Annotated in this window: 20 protein-coding genes and 4 tRNA genes; 8 read left to right on the forward strand and 16 right to left on the reverse strand. The window is 41.2% G+C overall.

The features are described 5' to 3' along the window. Nucleotides 1-85 precede the first annotated feature (85 nt). Nucleotides 86-967: a LysR substrate-binding domain-containing protein gene (locus SJ2017_RS13435; RefSeq protein ID WP_080916083.1), complete on the reverse strand. Its 882-nt coding sequence runs from the start codon at nt 965-967 to the stop codon at nt 86-88. A gap of 192 nt (nt 968-1,159) precedes the next feature. Here SJ2017_RS13435 and SJ2017_RS13440 point away from each other — a divergent pair, with 192 nt between their 5' ends. Next, on the forward strand, nt 1,160-2,326 hold the full coding sequence (locus SJ2017_RS13440; RefSeq protein WP_080916084.1) for an MFS transporter: 1,167 nt from the start codon (nt 1,160-1,162) through the stop codon (nt 2,324-2,326). Between the two features lie 133 nt (nt 2,327-2,459). Then, the gene (locus SJ2017_RS13445; protein ID WP_080916085.1) at nt 2,460-3,152 is read left to right on the forward strand and encodes an SDR family oxidoreductase; all 693 of its coding nucleotides are present in this window, start codon (nt 2,460-2,462) and stop codon (nt 3,150-3,152) included. Between the two features lie 497 nt (nt 3,153-3,649). Here the strand turns inward: SJ2017_RS13445 and SJ2017_RS13450 are convergent, their stop codons facing one another. Beyond that, complete coding sequence (locus tag SJ2017_RS13450; RefSeq protein WP_080916086.1) at nt 3,650-4,675, reverse strand: isoaspartyl peptidase/L-asparaginase family protein; 1,026 nt, start codon at nt 4,673-4,675, stop codon at nt 3,650-3,652. A 187-nt stretch (nt 4,676-4,862) separates the two neighbouring features. Here SJ2017_RS13450 and SJ2017_RS13455 point away from each other — a divergent pair, with 187 nt between their 5' ends. Both SJ2017_RS13455 and tamB read left to right on the forward strand, forming a co-directional pair. Beyond that, nucleotides 4,863-6,659: an autotransporter assembly complex protein TamA gene (locus SJ2017_RS13455; RefSeq protein ID WP_244899693.1), complete on the forward strand. Its 1,797-nt coding sequence runs from the start codon at nt 4,863-4,865 to the stop codon at nt 6,657-6,659. Continuing rightward, complete coding sequence (tamB, locus tag SJ2017_RS13460; protein ID WP_080916087.1) at nt 6,659-10,609, forward strand: autotransporter assembly complex protein TamB; 3,951 nt, start codon at nt 6,659-6,661, stop codon at nt 10,607-10,609. The genes SJ2017_RS13455 and tamB overlap by 1 nt, the downstream gene beginning before the upstream one ends. Before the next feature lie 169 nt (nt 10,610-10,778). Here the strand turns inward: tamB and rplY are convergent, their stop codons facing one another. From rplY to SJ2017_RS13475, 3 genes are all read right to left on the reverse strand, one after another. After that, nucleotides 10,779-11,066 carry a 50S ribosomal protein L25 gene (gene rplY, locus SJ2017_RS13465; RefSeq protein WP_055024729.1) on the reverse strand — a complete coding sequence of 96 codons (288 nt, stop codon included), beginning with the start codon at nt 11,064-11,066 and terminating at the stop codon, nt 10,779-10,781. A 200-nt stretch (nt 11,067-11,266) separates the two neighbouring features. After that, entirely contained in the window at nt 11,267-11,815 is a 549-nt protein-coding gene (gene mepK / locus SJ2017_RS13470; protein WP_055024730.1) for a peptidoglycan L,D-endopeptidase MepK, read from the reverse strand. A gap of 152 nt (nt 11,816-11,967) precedes the next feature. Continuing rightward, complete coding sequence (locus tag SJ2017_RS13475) at nt 11,968-13,425, reverse strand: L,D-transpeptidase family protein (protein ID WP_080916088.1); 1,458 nt, start codon at nt 13,423-13,425, stop codon at nt 11,968-11,970. Between the two features lie 151 nt (nt 13,426-13,576). Between SJ2017_RS13475 and SJ2017_RS13480 the strand changes: the two genes are divergently transcribed. Then, nucleotides 13,577-13,942 carry an HU family DNA-binding protein gene (locus SJ2017_RS13480; RefSeq protein ID WP_276328896.1) on the forward strand — a complete coding sequence of 122 codons (366 nt, stop codon included), beginning with the start codon at nt 13,577-13,579 and terminating at the stop codon, nt 13,940-13,942. Nucleotides 13,943-14,406: 464 nt separating this feature from the next. Beyond that, a protein-coding gene (locus SJ2017_RS13485; RefSeq protein ID WP_156003178.1) for an IS3 family transposase occupies nt 14,407-15,635 on the forward strand; the annotation gives its coding sequence in 2 pieces (ribosomal slippage) (nt 14,407-14,758 and nt 14,758-15,635; 1,230 coding nt in all). 452 nt (nt 15,636-16,087) lie between these two features. Here the strand turns inward: SJ2017_RS13485 and SJ2017_RS13490 are convergent. The 3 genes from SJ2017_RS13490 to SJ2017_RS13500 form a co-directional block, all read right to left on the reverse strand. After that, nucleotides 16,088-16,173 (reverse strand) — tRNA-Leu (locus SJ2017_RS13490). Nucleotides 16,174-16,369: 196 nt separating this feature from the next. Next, a complete protein-coding gene (locus tag SJ2017_RS13495; RefSeq protein ID WP_080916090.1) occupies nt 16,370-16,966 on the reverse strand; it encodes a uracil-DNA glycosylase family protein in 597 nt (198 codons plus the stop codon). A 48-nt stretch (nt 16,967-17,014) separates the two neighbouring features. Continuing rightward, complete coding sequence (locus SJ2017_RS13500) at nt 17,015-18,367, reverse strand: leucine-rich repeat-containing protein kinase family protein (protein ID WP_080916091.1); 1,353 nt, start codon at nt 18,365-18,367, stop codon at nt 17,015-17,017. A gap of 180 nt (nt 18,368-18,547) precedes the next feature. Between SJ2017_RS13500 and yqfB the strand changes: the two genes are divergently transcribed. Both yqfB and SJ2017_RS13510 read left to right on the forward strand, forming a co-directional pair. After that, nucleotides 18,548-18,862, forward strand: coding sequence for a N(4)-acetylcytidine aminohydrolase (yqfB, locus tag SJ2017_RS13505; RefSeq protein WP_055026540.1), 315 nt, complete (start codon nt 18,548-18,550; stop codon nt 18,860-18,862). A 40-nt stretch (nt 18,863-18,902) separates the two neighbouring features. Further along, nucleotides 18,903-19,700 (forward strand): SGNH/GDSL hydrolase family protein, encoded by a 798-nt coding sequence (locus tag SJ2017_RS13510; RefSeq protein WP_055026541.1) that lies wholly within the window; start codon nt 18,903-18,905, stop codon nt 19,698-19,700. A gap of 58 nt (nt 19,701-19,758) precedes the next feature. On the opposite strand, the gene SJ2017_RS13515 is transcribed toward SJ2017_RS13510, so the two are convergent. From SJ2017_RS13515 to uvrY, 8 genes are all read right to left on the reverse strand, one after another. After that, nucleotides 19,759-20,820, reverse strand: a complete 1,062-nt coding sequence (locus tag SJ2017_RS13515) for an alcohol dehydrogenase family protein (protein WP_080916092.1) — start codon at nt 20,818-20,820, stop codon at nt 19,759-19,761. Between the two features lies 1 nt (nt 20,821). Further along, complete coding sequence (locus SJ2017_RS13520) at nt 20,822-21,337, reverse strand: TetR/AcrR family transcriptional regulator (protein ID WP_080916093.1); 516 nt, start codon at nt 21,335-21,337, stop codon at nt 20,822-20,824. Nucleotides 21,338-22,425: 1,088 nt separating this feature from the next. Then, nucleotides 22,426-22,511 (reverse strand) — tRNA-Leu (locus tag SJ2017_RS13525). Nucleotides 22,512-22,561: 50 nt separating this feature from the next. Beyond that, nucleotides 22,562-22,635 (reverse strand) — tRNA-Cys (locus SJ2017_RS13530). Nucleotides 22,636-22,649: 14 nt separating this feature from the next. Further along, a tRNA-Gly gene (locus SJ2017_RS13535) sits at nt 22,650-22,725 on the reverse strand. 181 nt (nt 22,726-22,906) lie between these two features. After that, complete coding sequence (pgsA, locus tag SJ2017_RS13540; RefSeq protein ID WP_055026385.1) at nt 22,907-23,455, reverse strand: CDP-diacylglycerol--glycerol-3-phosphate 3-phosphatidyltransferase; 549 nt, start codon at nt 23,453-23,455, stop codon at nt 22,907-22,909. Between the two features lie 45 nt (nt 23,456-23,500). Continuing rightward, nucleotides 23,501-25,333 carry an excinuclease ABC subunit UvrC gene (gene uvrC, locus SJ2017_RS13545; RefSeq protein ID WP_080916094.1) on the reverse strand — a complete coding sequence of 611 codons (1,833 nt, stop codon included), beginning with the start codon at nt 25,331-25,333 and terminating at the stop codon, nt 23,501-23,503. 48 nt (nt 25,334-25,381) lie between these two features. Then, a complete protein-coding gene (gene uvrY / locus SJ2017_RS13550) occupies nt 25,382-26,026 on the reverse strand; it encodes a UvrY/SirA/GacA family response regulator transcription factor (RefSeq protein WP_080916095.1) in 645 nt (214 codons plus the stop codon). Nucleotides 26,027-26,178: the final 152 nt, after the last annotated feature.

Below are 26,178 nucleotides of genomic sequence, written 5' to 3' on the forward strand. Positions count from 1 at the left end.
CAGAAGTGAGTTAGAAATAAAGCCTTAGTTCATGAGCATCTGATATAAAATAGTTAAGTTTACTCTGACCCGCTGATTCAGCTGCCTACAGGTTTAACTTAGGCTTAATAAAATCAATAAAAGCAGAAATCCGCTTGGCTACAGAAGAAGTCTTATAATACACTGCGTTGACTTGCTCTCTTCTTGGATGGCTAATTTTTTCGCGCTCCAACAGCGGGATTAAACGCCCTTTGGCAATATCTTTATTCACCATAAACCCTGATAGGCATGCTATGCCATTTCCTGCCAACACTATTTGTCGAATGGTTTCGCCATTACTTGATGACATTAAAGCGTCTAACTGGCTAAAACCTTTTAAAGGCCAGTCATTCAAAATCTTGGGAGCGACAAATCCAATGAGATTATGCTGAGCGAGATCGCTGGATTTGTTGGGGAGCCCGCGTTTTGATATATATTCTGGTGAAGCCACAATATACAAGGGGCTTCGACCCAGCGACCGAGCATGTAGGGTCGAATCGCTCAACGTACCAATACGGATTGCTAAATCGGTTTTCTTTTCTAACAAATCCACAATGCCTTCATTGGAGGTTATTTCTAGCTCAATATCGGGATAGGCTTGATTAAATGACTGCACCAATGGCACCAGTTGGTGAAACACAAACGGACTAGCCGCGTCGACACGTAAACGGCCTTTGGGCAATTCCCCACGGGAAATAATATCTTCTTCCGCCTGCTGTAGTTGCATTAACCCCAACCGCACTGAGTCAATGAACTGGCGTCCTTCATCGGTTAATTCAATACGTCTGGTGGTTCGGTTTAAAATAGTGACCCCAAGTTGGCTCTCCACTTTACTGACCGCCCTGGATACTCGCGCGACTTGTATATCTAGGGTCTCTGCTGCCGCTGAAAAACCTCCGGTATCGACTACAGCTAGTAAAATGGCTAAATCATCAGATTTTGTTCGCATGCTATTGCCCTCAACTTTATCCACTCGACCATCTGCTTTATTGCATTTATAACAAATATCATTTGTAAAAACCTCTATTTTTCGAAAAAAAACTTTGATGCAAAATGCCCCCCATCAATTAACAACGTGACTGCATAGCGACCAATACATCGGCTATTGCTGGTCATTTTCAAACAACATAGAGTAAATATTATGCCTTTAGCACTTCTCGCATTGACGCTAAGCGCCTTTGCTATTGGAACAACGGAGTTTGTGATCGTGGGGCTACTCCCGACTATGGCCTCAGACTTAAATGTATCACTACCTTCAGCAGGCTTGCTGGTTAGCCTTTATGCACTTGGTGTTGCCATTGGTGCCCCGGTTTTAACGGCTTTAACAGGAAAGTGGAATCGTAAACACGTATTGATTACCGTAATGTCACTGTTTGTTGTCGGTAACTTAATAGCATGGCAAGCACCTGGATATAACACCTTAATTGTCGCTCGTATTTTGACAGGTTTAGCCCATGGTGTATTTTTCTCAATTGGTTCAACCATTGCTACAGGCCTAGTGCCCAAAGAAAAAGCGGCAAGCGCCATTGCGATTATGTTCACAGGTTTAACCGTGGCGTTAGTAACAGGCGTGCCGCTTGGGACTGTCATTGGTCAAACCTTTGGCTGGGAATCAACCTTCTTAATTGTTGCGCTATTAGGTTTAATCGCATTAATTGGTAGCGCTTTATTAGTACCAAATAACTTAAAACAACCTGCTGCAGCTAAGCTTTCATCGCAGCTTAAGGTATTAACTCAACCTCGATTATTACTGGTTTATGCGATTACCGCGCTGGGTTATGGCGGCACTTTTACAGCATTCACCTTCCTTGCTCCGATTTTGCAGCAAGAATCAGGCTTTAGTGCTAATGCAATTAGTTTAATTATGTTGGTTTATGGTGTATCCGTTGCTATTGGTAATATTTGGGGCGGTAAAATGGCCGATAAAATGGGCCCAATAAAAGCACTTACCATTATTTTTACTGGTCTTGCTGCTGTGCTTATCGTGTTCAATTTTACCGCCGTTAACCCTATCGCCGCGGTAGCCACGATTTTAGTTTGGGGAGCATTTGCATTCGGTAATGTTCCTGGTTTACAAGTATATGTAGTGAAACTTGCTGAAAAATATACACCAGATGCAGTGGATGTTGCTTCCGGTTTAAACATAGCAGCCTTTAACGTTGGTATTGCACTTGGTTCATGGGGCGGAGGGATGATTGTCGCTGAAGCTGGCTTAATGCATACACCTTGGGTCGGTGCGGTAGTGGTACTGATAGCGCTTGCTTTGACCCGCTTTAGTGGTCGCCTTGATAAGCGTGCAGAAAGTTAGTGATATAAAAAGAGTATTAATGAAATAAACATGATTCTTACTTTTAGAACTGGTCAATGCAGCCGCATTGGCCAGCTTTCGCAACTGATATTGATTGGTATTAGATAAGATTGAAACTGATAAGAGGCATTCAATGAAAACCGTTTTTATTACTGGAGCAAATCGTGGCTTAGGACTAGAGCTTGCAAAGCAATATGCACAGCGTCACTATAAGGTCATTGCCTGTTGTCGCGATATTGATTCAGCGCATGAGTTAACTCTGTTAGCACCACAGTATTCAAGCATTCACCCTTATGCTTTAGATGTTAGTAATGAAACAGATATTCTCGCTATAACTGAAGTATTTAAAGATCAACCTATTGATGTGCTTATTCATAACGCAGGGGTGAGTGGTGAAGGATGTGACAACTTAGGCAATATGGATCAGCAAGGATGGGTCGAGGTATTAAAGGTTAATACCATCGCACCCATGTTAATCACGCAGGCCTTGCTCAATAATATTCTAGCCGGCCAAGATAAAACCATAATCGGGATGACCTCAATACTGGCCAGCATTGATGATAACCGCTCTGGAGGCCGATACAGCTATCGAGCATCAAAAGCAGCACTTAATCAAATTATTAAATCATTGGCCTGTGAGTTATCGGGATCTGGTGTAAAAACCATGGCTATTCATCCAGGCTGGGTGCAAACCGATATGGGCGGCAAAGACGGCAAGTTGTCAGCAGAAGAAAGTATCAAGGGAATGCTTAATGTTATTGATACTTTAAAAGCCAAACACTCAGGTTCATTTTTTGTTTACGATGGTACTCAACTGCCATGGTAAAGCCGGTATTCGCGTCATTTACACGCTCTGAGGCTACAAAATGTTATTTAATTTTATGATTCTAACTCTCTTCATTATTGCTTTGCTCGGGTGGTATTTGCAAAAGTGTCTTGTGATATTTCCCAAATTGACTGAGCGTGGGTAAACGATGAATACCTATGATTTGGTATTGTCTACATTAAAGCTTCCAATACCAAGTTGTGATTTTTGGGAGAGTTTTCCATATTAAGCCCGATGAAGGGCTAACATTATGGGGGTTCTAAGTATTTCATTATAAGTCACTATAATAAGCGAAAATAAGTCTAAGCACATAAAAGAACCTATGGAAAACTTGCAGACTAGATCTAATGCAAGTAAATACCTTAACGCGAAATGGGGCACAAATAAGCTACGACCTCAAACTCAACATAGGCTGAACTAAAAAAGCACCAAGCGAATACTTGATGCTTTTTTAAATCTCAATCGTGATTGATAACAATAACAAAGAAAGTTAAGGCTTACTTATCACGCCAAATCATCACTTGTGCTTCTTCCCCGCTCTTACGGGTCGCGCGGTACACACCTTCTGTATTAAAAGGGGTCGCAATATTGCCGCGATGATCAATTGCTATCACGCCACCTGTACCGCCAGCGGTAATCAATCTTTGATTAATCACTTCATCGGCCGCCTGAATAATCGACTTACTTTGGTATTTCACTTTGGCGCAAATATCACCTGCGACTTGGTAGCGAATAAAATATTCACCATGTCCAGTCGCTGACACTGCGCACACTCCATTCTCAGCATAAGTTCCAGCACCAATAACGGGCGCATCGCCAATACGACCATAGCGTTTATTCGTCATTCCGCCGGTTGAGGTACCTGCACTAATATTACCTTGTTTATCTAATGCGACCGCGCCAACGGTACCAACTTTATATTCTGTGTCTAACTGTTGGTGCGCAGCTTGGTAATCTGCACTGGTTTTCGCTTCAGCCATTTTTGCTTTTGCACGCTGTAAACCTTGATAACGTTTTTGGGTATTAAAGGTTTCGTTAGCCACCAATTGGACCCCCTGAGTTAAAGCAAACTCTTCAGCCCCTTCTCCATAAAGCATGACATGGACAGACTCATCCATTACCAAGCGCGCTAAATCAATCGGATTTTTAATGTGTTTAACGCCAGCAACCGCACCTGCGTTCATGGTATTACCATCCATAATAGATGCATCCATTTCATGCTGTTCATTATGAGTGTATACCGCACCTTTACCCGCATTAAAATACGGTGAGTTTTCTAATACATTAATTGCAGTGGTTACTGCACTTAAACTAGAGCCGCCTTTATCTAAAACAGCATAGCCTGCATCTACCGCTTCTTTTAGCTTCGCTCGATAGGCTTTTTCTTGCTCAGGGGTAAAGCTACTTTGCTGAATGGTCCCTGCTCCACCATGAATGGCTATCGCAAAAGGTTTAGTTTTTGCGTTCGCCAAACCAGAAAATAAAGCCATTGATGCTATCAGTGCTAGTGTTATTGTTTTCATTTTAAGCAAGTCCTTGATCAGTTTGTATCTTTGTAACCATTTCAGGCGGTAATTTCAATCATAACCTTGCCTGATTGCGGTAATCTGGCGACAATAGGTAAACCATCTTTATTTGTTGATAAGCATTCAGTCATTGTTATCCAAGTCTTTACAATATTGCCTAGTCATTTGCGTTGCCCTTGTTTCATTGGCATCAAATTTTGCTCGGGCTAAAAAAGATGAATGGCTAACGATTGAACTGCAGGGTGTTTCTGGCAGTTTGGCCAAAAACGTACGTGCTCACTTAGGTGAATCACCCACTTCTCAAGTTCAGCGCCGCGCATTTTTGTTTACCGTAGAAGATAATGTTACTGCTGCACTTGAATCAATGGGCCGATATCACGCAAAAGTGGATATTAATGTCACCGAGTCCAAAAATTCCCCTTGGAAACTCACTATTAATATTGATGAAGGCGAACCGACTATCATTCAATGGATTGACATCAAATTCAGTGATGAAATGCTCGATGATAATAGTTTTAATCGCTGGATGAATCAGTTAACAATTAAACCAGGTGATACCCTTAACCATGGTGTTTATTCAGAATTAAAATCAAATCTAGTAACACTAGCACTGGCCAGAGGCTATTTTGACGGGGCTTTTACTCGCTCTGAAATTGAAATTAATCGTGATTTAAATACCGCTAAAATCCACCTCTATTTTGAATCAGGAAGACGATACAAAATGGGTGAAGTCACGTTTTCAGGCCAGACCATAAATGATGATTTACTTGAAAAGCTCATTCCATTTGACCCTAATGCGAATTACTCAACCCAACGGCTAAACCGGCTTAATCGGAATTTAATTGATACCGGTTATTTCAGTAATATTAAAGTGTTACCTCAAATTGATAACATGTCTGAGACTAAAGTACCGATTAAAGTTGATTTAGCCCCAAGACCCACTCACTCTTTTGAGGTGGGTTTGGGCGCCGATATTGGAACCAATGCAGAAAAAACCGTTGAGCCAAGAGTTCGGCTTACTTGGCGTATGCCAGAAATTAACAGTTATGGTCATACCCAAGAAACCACAATGGAATGGTCGCCTGACAGACCCAAGTTTTTAACCACTTATACCATTCCGTTAACTCATCCTCTTGATGATCAGCTTAAATTTAGGGTTGGTTTATTACGTGATAAATACGGGGTGACGCAAGATTACAATGAAGATGACAGAAACTACGATTATACGGGGCAACTGGAATCTGAAAAACGCTTGTTTGGGATAATCAGGCAACAACGATTAGACAGCGGCTGGTTATTTGGCTACTCCTTAGAATATAACCATGAGTTTTATAATCAATCTGATACTGACTATGACCCGCAATTTGTATTGGCTGGTTTTGGATTAAGTAAAACAACGCGTGGAGACAACACCTTAGACCCTAAGTCAGGCTTTAGACAAACTTACAGTCTCGAGTATGGCGATCCTAATCTAGGCTCTGAAATTCGCTTAACGAAAATCGAAGCAAGATTAAAATGGATTGATACTTTTTTTGAACGTCATCGTTTTGTATCACGTCTGGATTTAGGCGCAAATATTGCTGATAGTGATCAAATTGATCAAATCTCGCCTTCACTTCGTTATTTTGCCGGTGGCGATCAATCGATTCGTGGTTACGGCTTTCAAGAATTAGGCCCTTATATCGAGTATGTTAACTCTGAAGGCGGCTTATCGAGGCAGGTTGTCGGTGGACGCTATTTAGTCGTTGGTAGTTTAGAGTATCAATATTATCTCACTGACACTTGGCGAGTCGCCACTTTTGTCGATGCTGGTAATGCTTTTGATACTGAACAATTTGAGCCTGTAGTCTCTGTTGGCGGCGGTATTCATTGGATTTCACCTATTGGTCCTATTAAGTTTGACTTAGGTGTAGGCCTAAAAGAAACTGAAACCATTGACCGTTCTTGGCGAATTCATTTAACCATGGGGACAGACTTATAATGACTGATTCTATGCCCCCTAAAACAGAAAATAGCAATCAACACGACAGTTCGTCGTTAGCGCATATACCTGCATCAAAACCACCAAAATCATTTTTAGGTCGTTGTTGGCAAGCGTTTAAACTCTGTACTCGTACTGCTATTTATATCCCTTTATTGTTATTGATGCTGATAGCAATTCTGATTGGCACTCCGATTGGTGCCCAGATCAGTGTGATGCTAGCCAACCAATTTGTTCCTAATTTAGCGTTAAACTTAAAATCAGGCACTATAAACAATCAACTTGAATTTACTACCGCTCGTTGGTCAATGGACGGCGTCGCTGTAGAGGTTGAAGGCCTAAGCCTCTCATGGGTTCCAACTTGTCTTTTTAACAAACAGATTTGTGTTGATAACTTATTTGCTGATGATGTTACTGTCATAGTACAAACCGATCAGTTTGCAGATGATGAACCTTCTAAGCCATCAGAAAATGACAACGCTAAAGACACCAATAATGAGGATGCCTCTGAGCAGCAATCCCCTTCACCGTTGATTTTACCCGTCACTATTGGACTCAATCAATTAGATCTGAGCGGCGTAAAAGTCACAGTGAATGACATGCGTTACAACGCAGGTCGCCTGCAAGGTAAAGCGTTATGGAATAAGAGTGGACTCAGAGTAAATTACTTACATAGTGAAGGCTTATTAGTCGATATACCATTAGGTGAATCTTCCCAACAAGATACTGCCGATGCGCAAGCAACCTCAAGCCCAGATAATCAAGATAAAAACGTTTCATCATCAGAATTAGAAACCTGGGCCATGTCCAACTTGCCTGCCGTTTACATGACTTTTCCTATTTATGTTGATGAGCTCATTACCCATGACAGCGTAATGAAATTAGGTAATAGAACTGATAATTTTTCTCATATTTCACTAACTGGTAGCTATGTTGAATACTTAATTGATGTGCAAGCATTATCGGTCTCTCATGATTATGGCGAGGCTTCTCTCGTTGGTGATATTAGTCTTAATCATGACTATCCAATGAATATTGATGCCAAGTTTAACCTTAGTAAGGTGACTGAAGTACCTGAGTTAACTCAACAAAAAATAGCGATTGAGGCCGAAAATGGTTTCGACAACTTATCGTTATTAGTGTCTGCAACTGGCGATGTAGACATCGACTTTGAAGCAATTATTGAGTTAAGTAAGCCAGAAATGGATTATCAAATTGAAATTGCTCAAGCAAATATTAACTGGCCACTTGATAAGTCCGATTACACCGCGAGATTAAGTAAGCTCACCAGTAAAGGAAACATTCATCAACAGTCTGCCATTTTTAGTGGTGAGTTTTTAAGCCCGTATCACCCTCTTTTAGTGCTTGATGCCAATATTGAGCTTAGTCAAAATGAGCTCATTATCTCGCATCTTGATGTCGAGTCAGAAGCTGGAAACCTAGTAGCAGACGGCAACCTCAACTTTGATGATAAGGTCAGTTGGTCAGCACAATTAGCGACATCTTCGCTTCAACTAGACAAAATCCCCTATCTTTATGAATTAACGGAACTTGCAAGCAATATTGATGGTTCACTGCTATCCGCTGGCGTTATTGATGATGAACAATGGCAAATAACCGTAGAAGATGCCGATCTCAGTGGCACATTAAATGATTTTCCGTTAACGGTGAAAGGGAATATCGATTTCAATGATAAGTTCGCCATCAATGCCGACAATTTACAGGCAAGTGCTTTAGGAGCAGAACTATTAATTAATGGTCAAGCTAGCCGTTTTTGGGATGTCGATGCTGAGCTCTCCGTACCTGATGTTAGCCAGTGGTTACCTAATGCTAAAGGCGAGATTTATGCAAAAATTGATGTGACAGGGGATGATACGCAACCAATCGTTGACGTAAGTGGCCGAGTGAGTAATGTTAAATTTGCTGATATTGATATTGAACAGTTAACTCTTAAAGGCCATTACCTACCGTTAAATGAACATCAATTTACGCTTAACATCAATAATAACCAGCTTTCATGGCAACAGATTGATTTAACAGAATTAACGCTTAGCGCCGAAGGAACCCTTGCTGAACAAAAAATTAAACTCAATACGCAAGGTGACATCGCATTAAACACTCAAATCAATAATCAGTTTAATGAACAAAAGCAAACCTTTAATACCGACATTAACTCACTTGTTATTTCAAATTTATTAGGTGCTTGGCAAATAAATAATCCTGTTAATATCCAATGGGATCAGCTCAATCAAGATGGACAGATTACACCTTTTTGCTTAATTCAAACCCATAGTAGTCTGTGCTTAAACCAGCAAGGTCGATTTGGTACACAAGGCGATCTTTCGCTAAGTATCAATGGCCAACCAGGTAACTTGTTACAGCCGCTGCTGCCTCCTCGTCTAAACTGGACTGGTGAGTCCGACTTAGAAGCAACAGCTCAGTGGTCAGAAACTGACAAACTTAAAGCCAACATTGCGCTTTTGCTTAATGGTGGGGATATAGCATTACGCCGCACTGAAAACGATCGAATCAACCTACACTACGATACCATCAAGCTGGATGCTGTGATTGATGAAACACAGCTCAAAAGCAGCCTTACTGTTAGCGCTGAGAATATTGCAGAAATTAACAGTCAAATCAGCATTAGTAATGATGAAGAACGCGCATTAACAGGCTTTATCAAAGCCGATACGATTAATATAGGGCCTCTAAGGGGCTTTTTCCCTAAACTCGCAACATTAGAAGGCTTGTTCGCAGCGGACCTGAGTATATTAGGTAACCTAACTCAGCCTGAGGTGCAAGGAAGCTTAAGCCTAGAAAACGGGGCTTTAGCCACAACGAACAACCCAACGTTAATTGACGATATTACTCTAGCAATGCAGTTAAAAGGTCAACAGGCAAAAGTTGATGGCACGTTAGCAATGGGAGATGGTAAAGCTAGTGTGGCGGGGACGTTGGCTTGGCCTGATGGTCGATTTAGCGGTGATATTGATATTCTGGGCGACAAGCTCGCATTTATTCAACCTCCAATTGCGATATTAGATATCTCTCCCGACATCAATATTACTTTCGACACAACGCAACTGGCGATAAAAGGCAATGTCGAAATTCCAACGGGTGAAATTACAGTTGTTCAGCTTGCAGAAGGCGGCGTTGCCGTTTCCTCAGATGTCGTATTTAACGATTCTATTTCTGAAAAAGAGCAACAAACAAGCCCTTACGCCGTCGTCTCGGATTTAAATATTAAAGTTGGTAATGAATTACTGATTGACGGTATGGGCCTTAGCGGAAAATTACGTGGCACCCTTTTGCTGCAACAACAAGCATTCAAGCCTCCCCTACTATTTGGTGATATTAAGGTCACTAATGGCTCTTATAAATTCATGGGACAAACACTGACGATTAGTACGGGCGAAGTACAATTCTCCGGCCCTACCGAAGTCCCTAATCTAAATATTGAAGCAGTCAGAGAAATTAAAGATGAAGACTTAACTGCGGGCGTACGAGTGACAGGTACAGCAATGCAACCTGAGGTCACCTTGTTTTCAAGTCCAGCAAAAGAGCAAGCAGAAATTCTCTCTTATATTATTACTGGCGCAGGATTTAGTAACTCCAGCAACGAGCAAAATAATGCCTTAATGATGGGAGCCGCATTAAGCTTAGGCTCGCAATTAGGTGGTGGAGCAATCAATAATATTGGCTCAACAGCCACAGGCTTGATTGAAAAATTTGGTTTTTCTAACGTCCAGCTAGATGCGAACGATGAAGGACGATTTGCCATTAGTGGCTACATTGGCGAAGACTTAATGGTGAAATACGGTATTGGTGTATTTAACCCAGGATATGAGATGACAGTTCGATACTATATTTTGTCACAGTTATATTTAGAAACCGTCTCAGGGACGATCAATCAGTCTCTTGATATTTACTACAGTTTTAACGTCGATTAATCCGCTAAAACGATAGCAACCGCTATTGCTATAAACCTGATAGCAACCGCTATTGCTATAAACCTAATACAGCTTGTCATTTCACAGTGAACTACCGTTACTTCAATACCGCCAATTTACAGACACAAAAAAAGCGCCATTAAGGCGCTTTTTTCACTCAAACTAGCAATTAAGCAAATTTGAAATCAATGTGTTCGATTAGCGTTTTGTACGCGTGACGTTGCATTGCTTGTACACGTACTTTAACTTCTTTACCGTCGATAACTAGTGTTAAGTCAGTGTTGTAGAAGTCATCATTCAATTGAATGTTTACGATATCTTTTTGAGCCATTTTGATTGACATTGGCTCTTTACCTGGACCGTAGATAACAGCAGGAACTAAATTCGCATGACGTAGGCGGCGGCTCGAACCTTTCCCGATTTCAGTACGGATTTCAGCTTGAATAGTGTAAGACATGTGTTTCTCACTTATAAAAAATAAATTGATGTTGTTATTTTCGACCAATAACAACTCGTGCTTGTTCTTTAACAAAGCGCGCGGATTCTATCATAGCCACCTTGACTCAACAAGTTATTAAGTAAAAATCATACCATTCACTCATGCTTCTCAAGATAGTATCAAGCAGTCACATCGTTAATAGTGTCAATATGAAAACACTACCAACTTCTTACAGGGCCACAATCCACATGAATAAAACCAGAACGTGGATAATAACCTACGCCACCCAATTTTAATGACTTTGCAGCATCACGAAGGCTTTTAAGCTCAACGCCTGGGATTGCAAGATCCATCGCCATTCCTTTCATGTGGTAGCTTTTCTTTGCGACTCCATTACTCTTAGCTGCTAACATATTGTTGGTTTTTGGTGAGCGGTAACCGGAAATGACATGAACTTCATCAGTATTACCTAAAGCCTGTTGTAGCTGATAAACAAATTCGTATAAACGCTTATCCATAGGCGCTGATTGGTTCTGGCGATGATCGCGTAGTACTTCGCTAAATAATGACAAAGTATCTTGGTCATACTCACCTTCAGCCCAAAACTGGCCTTTTTGACGCTCTCCGGTATGACGATTGTAAAAACTGAGTTCTCTAACACCTTGAGTAGAACGGCTTGCTTGAACTGGATTGGAAAACATAGAAGCGACAGCAACACCACTTAAACCTAACACTAATTGCCGACGGGCAGGACACACTAAAGACATTCACTCACCACTTTCAAATAATCAAAAACATGTGCATTTTTTACACAATTGAAAGCGAAGTTAAACGGAAAGTGAGACAATAGCAAGCATTCAAGCCGATAAAATCAGCTTAAATTATGAACAAAACAGCAAGTGTTAATCTGGTCAATAACTTAACGAGAAGACACTTGTAACGAAGTTGCTGCATTATTAGCCACTTCAGTTTGCTTAATGTTATTTAAATGATAAATGTCATTACGGAACTGAGCGAGGTTAGTTTCATCAACCCATGCATTCCAGTAAACCAGGTGGACTGGCACTGTTTGAGAAAGTGAAAACCATTGCGTTTGCTCGCCTTGCTCCTGCATTCGATGCCAAGTGCGTTTATCAATCACCACATTTTCGGCAAACCACTCCGCTAGTTCTTGTACTTTTTCGATTCGAATGCAGCCAGATGATAATGCTCGGTCATCTTCATCAAACAAGGCTTTATCTGGCGTGTCATGTAAATAGATATTGAGATCATCTTTAAAGTGAAATTTGTAGCGTCCAAGCGCATTTATCTTACCTGGCCTCTGCACTAACCGATAAGGAAACGGGCCTGTTGAAACAATATCTTGCCACTCTGAAGCTGTTTTATTCACTTTAGTACCAGTGATATCAAACACATCAAACTGCCTGTCAGTAATGTAATGTCCATCTTGGGCAACCTTTGGCAGAATATCTCGTCGCATTAGTTTTTTAGGAACGGTCCAAGTAGGGTTGATGACGATGTTGGAGATTTGCCCCTGCATCACAGGTGTTCGTCTGTAGGCTTTGCCTACGATCACTCTAGAGCTCAATGCGATTTGGCTTTCATTGACTAATACCATTTCAAATGCAGGTATATTCACTAACAAGTAGCGCTCACCTAAGTCAGACAAATAACTGGTTTTTTCAACAAAATTGCTGGCTAATAATTCAGCGCGTTGCAGTGGAGTTTGATTAATCCAATGTAATGTTTTGGGGCCAATAACAGAATCAGCTTTCAAACCATGACGCCGCTGAAATCTTGCCACCGCCATCGCAATTGTATTGTCATAAGTGTATTGGGTTTCAGATCGAGAAGATAAATCTCCCAATAACCAGAGTCTTTGAGAAATCAAACTGATGGTCTTATGGCTATCACCTGGCCTTAATAAGCCACCAGGTTGTATTTGAGGCCAATCATGGCGTTGATTCAGCCACAATAAGCGCCTAATGTGATTTTGAACACTAAGATAGTCTTCAACCGCAGGCTCTAAGGCATAAACCTGTCGTTTTTCGGACATAGAAGAAGTCAGCGAATCATAAGGCAAGCGTACATTTCGATCATGCCAGAAGCGAGCGATCTCTTGTTGAATTTTGTCTATGTACTCGAGTTTTTCCGCCTCACTGCCCTTTTGCAAGATAGTTAAGTAATCTTGCCAAATAACGGAAGATTCCACTAATGAAAGTAAAGTCACATGCTGAGCAAGTGTTTTGTATGTTGCTGGCTGAATTTGATCTTGTGACAGCCTTTGAGCCTGCACTGCATGAGTTTGGCCTGCAAAAGCAATTGATAACAAACTAATAAAAGTGAAAGAGACACGTAGATAATACAAAATTCTCATTCATTTCTCTCCCGTCTTAACGCCATAGACAATTAAGTATGGCAAAAAAATATCAACCTTGTGTTACAGACTGTGACGTTCAGTTACAAGTTACTACGAAAGAAGGATAAAAATAGAACAAAAAACTTAACCGCTGACTACTAAGCAGCTAATTGAACTAAAGAAACTAGGAAAGGATTATAAGAACTGTTATAAACATGCCCCGCAAAAATTTTTTCAATATTTATTCACTGCAGCATTTATGAACAAGAAGCAATTATTACAAGTCATGGCGTCTGATATCGGCGTTTCTCAATCTCAATTAAAGCCACAGTTAGAGCAAATTCTTATCCAACTTCATAAAGCGTTAGCAGAAGGCGAAAAAGTGTATTTACCGCAATTTGGCACCTTTGAATTAAGGTATCATTTGGCTAAGAATGGACGGAACCCGCAAACGGGTGAAAGCATCGAAATCCTAGGTTTTAATCAACCTAGCTTTAAACCAGCTCCAGCCTTTAAAAAATACATTAACCCATAAAAAAGTAGCGTCAAACGACAAATTAAAGCCTCCTATTTGGGATGATTGGAGGCTTTCACATCCTATCTCACGTCATTTTCAAATCTTGCAAAACGAGCGATCAAATGCGTCTTACAAAGCTTTTGATATTTTATCCATAGCGGCACATTAAACAGTGGCCCAGCTAGCCTATCTTAAAACGACGAGGGATTTATCTTTTCCCCAAGAAGCAATTTTCAAATTTTAGATACAAAAAAGCCCCAACTTTCGTTGAGGCTTTCGCACCATACTTACGTATGTAAATGATGATACCCGAGGCCAGACTTGAACTGGCACGCCCTATCTTAAAACGACGAGGGATTTATCTTTTGCCCAAGAGGCAGGTTTCAAATTCTAGATACAAAAAAGCCCCAACTTTCGTTGAGGCTTTTCGCATCATACTTATGTCCCGTCCTGAGATAAGTTGACACTTTGGAGACTTATCTATGAAACCTTCAAGCGCAATCAGCGTTAAACGAACACAGCGTGATTACACATTAGGCTTTAAATTAGCCGTCGTCAGCCAAGTAGAAAAAGGCGAGCTAACCTATAAGCAAGCTCAAGAGCACTACGGTATCCAAGGTCGAAGCACCGTCCTTACATGGTTGAGAAAGCATGGTAGATTAGACTGGACACTCCCTACTGAGCACTCTCTTATGTCTAAAAGTAAAGAGACCCCCGCCCAGAAAATTAAACGATTAGAGAAGCAAGTTTCTAACCTAGAAATGAAAAATATGATTTATGGCGATATGGTTGAACTGTTAAAAAATGAATATGGTATCGATTTAGAAAAAAAGTACTTAGCCGAGCGCTCTGGATTGCCAAAGAAAAAGGCACGGTAAAGCTAGCGGCAGCGAGTCGGCAATTTAATTTATCAAGACAAGCGATTTACCAGTGGAAACAACGTGCTGAAACAAGAACCGAAAGGCTTAAACCCGTTGTGTCGATGGTGAAGTATTGGCGCCAGTTTATGCCAAGATTGGGGACACGTAAGCTCTACCAGCTCATCAAGCCACAGTTGGTTGAGCAAGGCATAAAACTCGGTCGGGATGGGCTATTTCAATACCTGAAACAGCGAGATATGTTGGTGAAGCCGAGAAAAAATTACACCAAAACAACGAATAGTCATCACTGGCTTAGAAAGCATCCTAATTTGCTTAAAGACAAGATTGTTGAACGAGTAGAAGAAGTGCTAGTTAGCGACATCACCTACGTGAAATCAGATGAAGGAACACATTACTTATCGCTGGTGACAGACGCATATTCTAGAAAAATAATGGGGTACGAGTTAAGTCATGAGATGAAAGCGAGCGATGTCGTCAAAGCGCTGGATATGACGGTAAAGAGTCGTCAAACAACAGGTCATATCATTCATCACTCAGACAGAGGGATGCAGTATTGCTCAGAGGAATACCAAATGGCATTAGCAGTGAACGGTATGACGCCATCAATGACGGATGGGTATGACTGCTACCAAAATGCACTGGCTGAGCGTGTGAATGGTATTTTAAAGCATGAGTTTTTGCTTTATCGCTGCCGAACGATGGAGGAGCTCAGGACCTTGGTCAAGGAATCGGTAGCAATTTACAATGAATTACGACCGCATCTTAGTTTAGGGATGAAAACCCCAAACGAGGTGCATGAAAAAGCCAGTAGGGAGTACCAACTGGCTTAACAAAAACCGTCAACCTATTTTAGGACTAGACATTACGTATGTAAATGATGATACCCGAGGCCAGCCTTAAACTGGCACGCCCTATCTTAAAACGACGAGGGATTTATCTTTTGCCCTAAACGTAGATTCAAATTTTAGACACAAAAAAGCCCCAACTTTCGTTGAGACTTTTTCGCATCATACTTACGTATGTAAATGATGATACCCGAGGCCAGCCTTAAACTGGCACGCCCTATCTTAAAACGACGAGGGATTTATCTTTTGCCCAAGAGGCAGGTTTCAAATTCTAGATACAAAAAGCCCCGACTAATGTCGAGGCTTTCTTATAATGGTACCCGAGACCATACTGGAACTGGCGCGCCCTATCTTAAAACGACGAGGGATTTATCTTTCGCCAACGCTCAAATTACAGACACAAAAAAGCCCCAACTAATGTCGAGGCTTTATTGTAATGGTACCCGAGGCCAGACTTGAACTGGCACGCCTATTAAGCGAGGGATTTTAAATCCCTTGTGTCTACCGATTCCACCACTCGGGCAAACTCTGGTAACTCGTCATAACGCGTTACAAAATTTGTTTTTCAACGTAAGCAATCGGTTGCCGCCGCTGATGTGGTGCATACTTTACTGATTTTTCAGATAGGATCAACATAAAAATGAAACTTATTGTTCAAATGCCCATTTTGCGAGCAAATAGCATGAAAACACAGCGCGAAAGACTAATATATCGCCGACTTATATAGGCGACATCGCGAGCGCTTGATTGACTCGACGCTTGAGCTCAGGTAACAATTTCTCGGCAAACCACGGATTTTTTGCCAACCATATATTATTTCTTGGACTTGGGTGAGGTAAAGGCAGAATTGAATCGGGGTATTTTTGCCAGTCTTGTACTGTTTGCGTTAAAGACTGTTTGGTTTCATTTAAATGATAGTCTTGAGCATATTTACCAACAAGTACGGTCAGCTTAATGTGAGTCAACTCTGCTAAAACGTGTTCTCGCCAAGTTTGCGCACATATTTTTAACGGCGGTAAATCGCCACTTTTGCCCTTTCCTGGATAACAAAAGCCCATGGGGAGAATAGCGACTTTTTCGGGATCGTAGAATACAGCCTTATCTATGCCTAACCAGTCCCTTAGTCTATCTCCACTAGCGTCATTAAAAGGAATACCTGATTGATGCACAGCAAGCCCAGGAGCTTGCCCTGCAATTAAGATTTTCGCCTTCGAATGGATCTGTACCACAGGATTAACACCATGGGCTAACCTTGATTCACATAAACGGCATTGCTTGATCTGCTGGGATATGATGTCAATTTGAGCTTGTGTCATTCCATTCCTTTGTCATTAACCAAGCTCGCATGTTTAAGCCAATATGGTTTAACGTAAACTTGATATTTGTTGAGCGAGTTCGTTGAAACTTGGGCGCTGACTCACTGAGTTATTTAAACATTGTTCTGTCAATAATAATAACGACGTGAATAGCGTTTTGTCAGCCAAGTCACTACTTTCATGTAAAGAAGATTGACTGTAATGTCCGAGAAGATCTTCTAACATATTGCCAAAGGCTCTCACTTCTATTGCTTGCATTTGATTGACTTGCGATACAGATAATTTATTTAAATCCGTCGCGGCACCAAAGTCACCGAACAGAATATTTGCACTGTCATCTATCATAGTATTGTGCGCATAAATATCGCCATGACTGACTTTTTGTTGATGCAAATGGGCTAATGCACCAGCCATGCTCGCCATAACCTTTATAATGCTATCCAGTGAGATACTCATTTCATCGGCAAAGGTATCTCGTGTGCAGGTAATTAACGATGGTGGTAAACCTAAATTATAATAACCAGAAGGGATAATCTCCATAACTAAACCTAAGTCATCCCCCTCAGCAATTTGCGCTAACACTTTAATCAGATTTGGATGTTCACCTGCGGTTAAGCAACAATGAAGCTCATCTTTTGGGTATCCATCTGACGTAACAGCCCCTTTAAACATCTTTAACGCAACGGTTTGATGACTAGACGTTTGAGCACTATCCAATTGCGCCTTGTTCCATTGAGCTTGATATATCACCCCTGAAGCGCCTTGACCTAATTGATCGCCTAATACAAATTCAGACATGCTTGCTTGTAAAAAGTCTGCATGAGTTTCGCTACTTTGCGTCACAGGGTTTCCACTAAATGCCAGCCAAGCAAGCTTTGGGAGACTTAATAACCAATCAGGTACACTTGCTAACTTGTTGGCCGATATTCTCAGTAACTCAAGTTCATGACAGTTCTGCATTGAATCGGGTAATTGAGTAATCACATTCCCTGCTAAAGCACACTTCTTTAAGCGATGTAATTGCCCCATTGACTCTGGTAAATGGGTGATTTGATTGTCAGTCAAAATAAGCCAGCGGGTATCAACCGGAAAGCAATTCTCTGGTACCGATTCAATTTGATTGGCTTTAAAGCCAATCATTTCAAGTTTAGGGCACTGAGCAATGACAGATGGGATTTCGGTAAAACAATTAAATGAAAGGAACAGAATTTTAAGCTCAGCTAAGCAAGCAAACTCATCAGGTAAACTGCTTAGTCGGTTATTTGAAAGATCAAGCACTTCCAAAGAGTCCGACAAGGTTAAAATCTCTAACGGAAATGTCGTTAATTGCTCTGCTATTTGTAATCGCTTGATGTGTTGCTGTTTTAATTCACCGGACTGTAATTGAGCTAGCGTGTGCAATGGAAGTTCCTTCATCATATCGTCCATGGCAATGGACAAAAAAGCGCACATGATATGTTATTCAGGTCGTTAAGTTAAGCTATCTGATTAGATTGTGAAATATGACGAAATTGAATCACTTGCTAGATGTATAATAAATATCGCAAAATGTTATCACTACAACACAAGAATAACCGTTAAATGCCTGAACTAACCCCTATTAGCTTTTTTAGTCGCTTTGAAGAAGATATTTTATCTGGTGCAAAAACGATTACCTTACGAGATGAATCTGAAGCTCATTTCATCGAAGGCGAAACCCTCAGTGTGTCGACATTTGAAGACGAACGCTGGTTTTGCAATATTAAGGTTATTTCGATAAAGAAAGTGGCATTTCATCAGCTAGATGACACTCACGCTATGCAAGAGAATATGCCTTTAGACATGCTGAAATCACTCATACAAGAAGTTTACCCAGGCGTTGAACAACTTTATGAAATCAAATTTAGTCTGGTTTAATGCAATAACTTAACACAACAAACGGAAAGGACACCGACATATGCATTACCTTAGTTTATTACTGCTTTGGCCTGTCTATCTCGTGCAGGCCATTTGGGTAAAAAAAACGACATTACCATTACCAGAAGCAACAGGACTGCGAGAAGGAGTCGATAATCTAGCGCCTCATGATGGCTCATTAAATCAGGCATTAAATCAAACAGTCGACCCATTAAACCTACTCATTGTCGGTGACTCTGCCGCTGCTGGCGTAGGAGTGGAAACCCAACAACAGGCGCTTACTGGGCAAATTCTGTCTCATTTAAAATCACGTCATTCGGGTGTTAACACCCATCACATTCGTCAAGTTCATTGGCAATTGATTGCTAAAAGCGGTAGCAATACTCAAGCGTGTGTAAATCACCTTAATAAAGTGATCCCTGATAACAGCTCAAAAAATATAGATATCGCGGTATTATCCTTAGGCGTTAATGATGTACTAAGCCCCATTACAAGCAGCACTTGGATTCTACACATTAAGCAACTTTGCGATTTATTAAAAAGCAAACTTAATTGCCAACACATTATAATTACCGCAGTGCCGCCGATGGAGGCTTTTCCTGCTTTACCGCAACCTTTTCGTTGGTTTTTAGGCGCACGCGCCGCTGAATTTAATCTCGCTTTACAACTTTGGGTATCAAAAAGCGATTTACCCTGTGAACTATTAAATATGCGCGAATCGCTCACTGATGCGGTCATGGCTGAAGATGGTTTTCACCCTAGTGCTGAGGTTTATCAACACTGGGGTAAAATGGTGGTCGACCTCATCGAAGTGAACCAAAATCAACAAGTCGGTTAACTAAAAGCCAATCAATTATGGTACAAGACATTGTTGGCCATCATTGCATTAAGCATACTTAGCCAACAGTGAGTACAATTTTCCCAACATGTTGTTTTTGCTCAAACATCAGCTGAGCATCGTTAATCTTAGCTAAAGGAAAAACCTCTGCAATCACAGGGGCTATCTTTTTCTGCTCAATAGCCTTAACTAAATTTGGAAACACGTTTGGTTCAAGCACTGTGCAACCATAAAAACTTAAATCTTTTAAGTATAAGGTTCTTACATCAAGCTCAACGATAGCACCGCCAATAGCACCGGATACCGCATAGCGTCCTCCTGGCATCAAGATATCTAACAATTGTGGCCATTGCTTGCCAGCCACCAAATCAATCACCACATTGACACTGTTTCGGCCTAAGCTTTTCACTAAATCAATATTACGCTCCAAAACTTGATCGGCTCCCAATGCAAGAAGTTGCTCATTCTTACTTGGGCTGGTTACAGCAATCACCTTAGCACCACGTGCTTTTGCTAACTGAATTGCTGCGGAGCCAACACCTCCAGAAGCACCAGTGAGCAATACCGTATCCTTGGCAGTCACTCTAGCTCGAGTTAGCATATTTTCAGCCGTTGAATAGGAACATGGAAATGATGCCAACTCCTCATTAGAATACTCACTATCTATAGCATGGGCATGTTGATCGGCCACCACGGTATACTCTGCAAATCCTCCATCACATTCTGAGCCAAAATACCAAGGGCTCTCTAAACGTTTTCCTTTGGCAAAACGTAAACACGGTTCAATTAACACTCGCTGGCCTATTCTATTGCGGTTAACACCTGCCCCAACGGCCACTATCACACCACACACATCCGCACCTTGGATCCGTGGAAAAGTTAATGCATTACCTGACCAGCTGGCATCGTCGCTATCAGCATCAGATTTCGAGTACCAAGCCGTTCTGGTATTAATGTCTGTATTATTCACTCCTGTGGCTAATACTTTTATCACCACATCTTCGTCCGTAAAACTTGGTACAGCAATGTCATTGTTTAGCGCTAAGACTTCGGGTCCGCCATGGCCTAAAAGCTGAATCCCACTCATGGTAGGTGGCAATGATGTTGAAATGGGTGACATATTAGTGCTCCAGTAACGTGGTTATTGTGATTTTGGTTGAGATAAACGCATCAGCACCTAATAAAGGCCATACACTTGATACGCCCTCGTGCAAGATGAATAATTGCGTAGCCAGATCAGGTCGTTGACAAACATTACCTAAGTAATGCTTAACTTGTTGTTTATGCTTATCTACCGCGTCTTTGATCGCTTCATTTTCAGGAAAAGCAGCAATGGCATTCATCGACATACATCCGTTAGGCGCATATTGCTCCATCCACTGCTGCAAGCGATCAAAAATACACAGCACAGATTCTGTCGCAGAAAGTGATGTTGTATCTTGTTCCAAAAAAGATAAGTATCGTTGGTGACGATAATCTAACGCAGCGACAATCATTTCTTCTTTAGAAGGAAAATGTTTATACAAGGTTCTCAAACTCACATCACACGCTTTTTGTAACTGAGAAACACTCGGTTCAGCAAAACCAAACTGGCTAAACACATCTTCAAGACTTGCTGCAATTTGTTGTTTAAGCACAAACACACCACTAGTAGAACGAACACTCTACCCATAGTAGAGTGTTCGTTCTACTTTGTGAACTTATATTGATTAAACTGTGGGCTTGTTCAAAAAACAGTTAATAGAAATGAGCAAGTAATGCCCCGAATTAGGCTTAGGCGGAAATAAGTGACTTTCATACGACAAAGTTTTAATAAGGGGAGAAATGTTAACTTTTCCCCAAGAAGCAAGTTTCAAATTTTAGATACAAAAAAGCCTCAACTTTCGTTGAGGCTTTTTCGCACCATACACTTAATACAATAAGTCGTATGTAAGCTCTTCATAGAAGAATAATGGTACCCGAGGCCAAACTTGAACTGGCACGCCCTATTTTAAAACGACGAGGGATTTATCTTTTGCCCTAGACGTAAAGGAAAATTCAAATTTCAGACACAAAAAAGCCCCGACTTTCGTTGAGGCTTTTTTGCACCATGCACCTTAATACTAATTCGTATGTAAGCTCTTCATAGAAGAATAGTGGTACCCGAGGCCAGACTTGAACTGGCACGCCCTATTTTAAAACGACGAGGGTTTTATCTTTTCCCCAAGAAGCAAGTTTCAAATTTTAGATACAAAAAAGCCCCAACTTTCGTTGAGGTTTTTTTGCACCATACTTACGTATGTAAATGATGGTACACGAGGCCAGACTTGAACTGGCACGCCCTATCTTAAAACGACGAGGGATTTATCTTTTGCCCTAGACGTAGAGGCAAATTCAAATTTTAGATACAAAAAAGCCCCAACTTTCGTTGAGGCTTTTTTGCACCATACTTACGTATGTAAATAATGGTATCCGAGGCTAGGCTTAAAATGGCGCGCCCTATCTTAAAACGACGAGGGTTTTACCTTTCGCCAACGCTCGAATTACAGGCACAAAAAAAACCTAATTTTCGTTGAGGCTTTTTCGCACCATACTTACGTATGTAAATGATGGTACCCGAGGCCAGACTTGAACTGGTACGCGCTATCTTAAAACGACGAGGGATTTATCTTTTGTCCTAGACATAGAGGCAAATTCAAATTTTAGATACAAAAAAGCCCCGACTAATGTCGAGGCTTTCTTATAATGGTACCCGAGGCCAGACTTGAACTGGCACGCCTATTAAGCGAGGGATTTTAAATCCCTTGTGTCTACCGATTCCACCACTCGGGCAAAAGTGTTGTTTTAACTGTATGTAAATCAATACAATTAAACAAAATTTGTGGAGGCGCGACCCGGAGTCGAACCGAGGTCGACGGATTTGCAATCCGCAGCATAGCCATTCTGCCATCGCGCCGTATAGAGAATGATTGGAGCGACATATCGGGTTCGAACCGATGACCTATACCTTGGCAAGGTATCGCTCTACCAACTGAGCTAATGTCGCAATCATTTGCTTATCTTCTCAAATAAGCCTTGATGTCATCTTGCTGCAACCTTGCGGTTATACGCTAGAGCATCTCTGTCTACGGGGGTGCATTCTACCGATTTCACTGTCGGTGTCAATTGCTGTTTTCAACAAAACTAACTGAATGAACACTAAATAAACTTATTGAACTTTTATTAAGCTACTCTGCCGTTAAGTCTTTCCAAGCTGCTGAAATATAACTCATCATAGACCAGAAAGTCAGCACTGCAGCAATATAGAATAATCCATAAGCCACATTGGTCAAGAATTCATTAGGCTGCCAAATTAAGCCAACAATCGCGACCATTTGAGCTGCTGTTTTATATTTACCAATCCAAGAAACCGCCACAACACCCCGTTTGCCGATTTCAGCCATCCACTCACGTAATGCGGAAATAACAATTTCACGGCCAATCATGAATAATGCAGCCAATGTAAGATAAATATTGTCATTTTGCTGAACCAGTAACACAAGCGCTGTTGTTACCATTATTTTATCCGCAACCGGATCAAGAAACGCCCCAAAACGCGTCGATTGCTTTAACTTTCTTGCTGCATAGCCATCTAATGCATCTGTGACTGCTGCCAGCCAAAAGATAAATGCAGAAGCAAACGGTGCCCAAGAATAGGGAAGATAAAAAACAATCACAAATACCGGTAAAAGTAATAACCGAAAAAGTGTTAGCGCTATAGGTAAATTAAAAGGCATGAAAGAAACCAAATAGTCAGAAACAGCGCCAATCTTGCCTTAATTTTATCCCCCTCGCAATGCATCATGGATTGTTTGTGCCATTTCTAGGCTAATTCCGGGCACTTTTGTTAATTCTGCCACGCTAGCGCCCTTCACTTCTTGAATTCCACCTAAATGTTGTAACAATAACTTACGTCGTTTTGGTCCAACACCAGGGATTGACTCAAGTGTTGATGTGTTTCTGGTTTTTTGACGTTTATTACGATGCCCAGTAATAGCAAATCGATGTGATTCATCACGAATATGTAAAATTAAATGAAAAGCAGGTGAATCACTAGCCAGCTCAAAGGTTTGTTCATTATTACCAAATACAAAGGTTTCTAAGCCTGCTTTACGGCCCTCACCTTTTGTTACCCCAATCAATAAAGGAGGATTATCAAGATGCACACACTTTTCATCAACGACTGCCTGAGCAATACGTAATTGCCCTAAACCACCATCAATAAATACAATGTCAGGCACCTTTCCGTTGTTATCAATTTTATCAAAACGTCGCTTTAAGGCTTGCTCCATCGCAGCATAGTCATCGCCCCCTGTTATACCGTTAATGTTATAACGGCGATAGTCTGCCTTGTGTGGACCTTCGCGATTAAACACCACACAAGAAGCAACAGTGCTCTCACCCATAGTATGACTGATATCAAAACATTCCATTCGTGAGATAGGCTTGGTGAACTCCAGTGCTTCTTCTAGTAGCTGAAAACGTTGTTCGACGGTATTTTTGTGGGACAAGCGAGTATTAACGGCATTACTTGCATTGGTCACAGCCAAACGTAAAAAGTTAGCTCGCTCACCACGTACATGGGTTTTGATTTCGAATTTGCGTTCAAGTGCTGTTGATATGGTGGTTTCCAAAACGGCTTTTTCAGCAAATGATTCACTGATTAACACTTCTTTAGGAATAGTACGTTGAATATCGGCATTTAAATAAAACTGCCCGATAAAAGACACCAATACTTCTTCAAGTTCGGTTTCAGCAGGTACAGATGGGTAATAGCTTCGACTGCCAAATATTTTACCATCTCGAATAAATAACAAATGAAAACACGCAATACCCGAGGCGTAGTGTACGCCAATCACATCCATATCGCCCTTGTGGTTCGACACTTCTTGTTGCTCGGCAACTCGCCTTAGTGCGGTGATTTGATCTCGATATTGGGCTGCCGACTCATATTCCATTTCGGTTGCAGCATGATCCATCTTAGCAACCAGTTCAGTGATCACCTGCTTATCTTTGCCACGTAAAAATAACCCTGCAAGTTTAACTTGCTCTGCATAGTCGCTATCAGAAACAGCGCCAACACATGGCGCACTACAACGAGAGAGTTGGTATTGTAAACAAGGTCGAGAGCGTGACTTATAGTACAAGTCATCACATTGACGAATAGGAAACAATTTTTGCATAAGGTGCAAACTTTCGCGCACCGCTCCACCATTGGGATAAGGTCCAAAATAATGGCCCTTCTCTCTTTTAGGACCTCGGTGATACGCCAAACGTGGGTGTTTATGACCACTCAATAAAATATAAGGATAGGATTTATCATCTCGAAGCAATACATTGTATTTAGGCATGTATTGTTTGATGTAATCATTTTCCAGTATCAATGCGTCAGTTTCACTGTGAGTCAGTGTGACATCGATATTGGCAATGCGAGCTACAAGCGCTTGGGTTTTTACATTAGGTAAATTAGCGCGGAAATACGAAGAAAGGCGCTTTTTGAGATCTTTTGCTTTACCGACATAAATCACTTCGCCCTTGTCATCGTACATACGATAGACACCAGGCGAAGAAGAAACGGTTTTTAAAAATAAAGCTGAATTAAAACGAGATGGCATTCACTATCCTAGGATAGGTGTTAATACCATGGGCATAACACCTAGCGTTTAAAAAGAACTGGCATCGAGCATTTTGTAGCGAATTGCGAGACGGGTCAACTCCACATCACCACCGATATCTAACTTAGCAAACAAACGGTAGCGATAGCTGTTAACTGTTTTAGGGCTTAAATTGAGTTTCTCAGAAATATCATTTACTTTTTCACCATTGGTGATCATCAGCATGATTTGCAGCTCACGTTCAGACAAGCTGCTAAATGGATTCTCATCTGAATGGCTAAATTGACTCAATGCCATTTGCTGGGCAATTTCTGGTGATAAATAACGTTGGCCACGAGAAACTTGCTGGATAGCACGTAATACTTCAGGTGAAGTGGAACCTTTGGTTAAATAACCCGATGCGCCAGCTTGCATAACTTTAGTTGGAAATGGGTCTTCTGTTTGGACCGTTAAAACAATGATTTTAGCTTCAGGTTGATATCGCAAAATCTTACGTGTGGCTTCTAATCCACCCATACCCGGCATATTCATATCCATCAAGATTACGTCAGCTTCGTTTTGACGCGACCATTGCACAACAGTCTCTCCGTCTGGGGCTTCCCCAACAACTTTAATACCTCGCTCATCTTCTAGTAAGCGACGAATACCGGTTCTAACTAACTCATGATCATCAACTAAATATACTGAAATCAACTTCAACCCACCTTAAAAACATTCGTCCTGAACATCATTTTAATTTTTATTATATTAACTAGGGTAATTTATCTTATTGAGCGACTCACGGAAAGCGAAAAAGGCGACAATCACTGTAGGAATATGTATAGAGTGTCATTGAAGCTCGAACA

The sequence above is a fragment of the Shewanella japonica genome (assembly GCF_002075795.1).
Taxonomy (GTDB): domain Bacteria; phylum Pseudomonadota; class Gammaproteobacteria; order Enterobacterales; family Shewanellaceae; genus Shewanella; species Shewanella japonica.

Excerpts from the sequence above, each read along its gene's own strand:
- SJ2017_RS13435 (WP_080916083.1), bottom strand. The coding sequence starts at position 967 with ATGCGAACAAAATCTGATGATTTAGCCATTTTACTAGCTGTAGTCGAT.
- SJ2017_RS13440 (WP_080916084.1), top strand. The coding sequence starts at position 1,160 with ATGCCTTTAGCACTTCTCGCATTGACGCTAAGCGCCTTTGCTATTGGA.
- SJ2017_RS13445 (WP_080916085.1), top strand. The coding sequence starts at position 2,460 with ATGAAAACCGTTTTTATTACTGGAGCAAATCGTGGCTTAGGACTAGAG.
- SJ2017_RS13450 (WP_080916086.1), bottom strand. The coding sequence starts at position 4,675 with ATGAAAACAATAACACTAGCACTGATAGCATCAATGGCTTTATTTTCT.
- tamB (WP_080916087.1), top strand. The coding sequence starts at position 6,659 with ATGACTGATTCTATGCCCCCTAAAACAGAAAATAGCAATCAACACGAC.
- rplY (WP_055024729.1), bottom strand. The coding sequence starts at position 11,066 with ATGTCTTACACTATTCAAGCTGAAATCCGTACTGAAATCGGGAAAGGT.
- mepK (WP_055024730.1), bottom strand. The coding sequence starts at position 11,815 with ATGTCTTTAGTGTGTCCTGCCCGTCGGCAATTAGTGTTAGGTTTAAGT.
- SJ2017_RS13475 (WP_080916088.1), bottom strand. The coding sequence starts at position 13,425 with ATGAGAATTTTGTATTATCTACGTGTCTCTTTCACTTTTATTAGTTTG.
- SJ2017_RS13495 (WP_080916090.1), bottom strand. The coding sequence starts at position 16,966 with ATGACACAAGCTCAAATTGACATCATATCCCAGCAGATCAAGCAATGC.
- yqfB (WP_055026540.1), top strand. The coding sequence starts at position 18,548 with ATGCCTGAACTAACCCCTATTAGCTTTTTTAGTCGCTTTGAAGAAGAT.
- SJ2017_RS13510 (WP_055026541.1), top strand. The coding sequence starts at position 18,903 with ATGCATTACCTTAGTTTATTACTGCTTTGGCCTGTCTATCTCGTGCAG.
- SJ2017_RS13515 (WP_080916092.1), bottom strand. The coding sequence starts at position 20,820 with ATGTCACCCATTTCAACATCATTGCCACCTACCATGAGTGGGATTCAG.
- pgsA (WP_055026385.1), bottom strand. The coding sequence starts at position 23,455 with ATGCCTTTTAATTTACCTATAGCGCTAACACTTTTTCGGTTATTACTT.
- uvrC (WP_080916094.1), bottom strand. The coding sequence starts at position 25,333 with ATGCCATCTCGTTTTAATTCAGCTTTATTTTTAAAAACCGTTTCTTCT.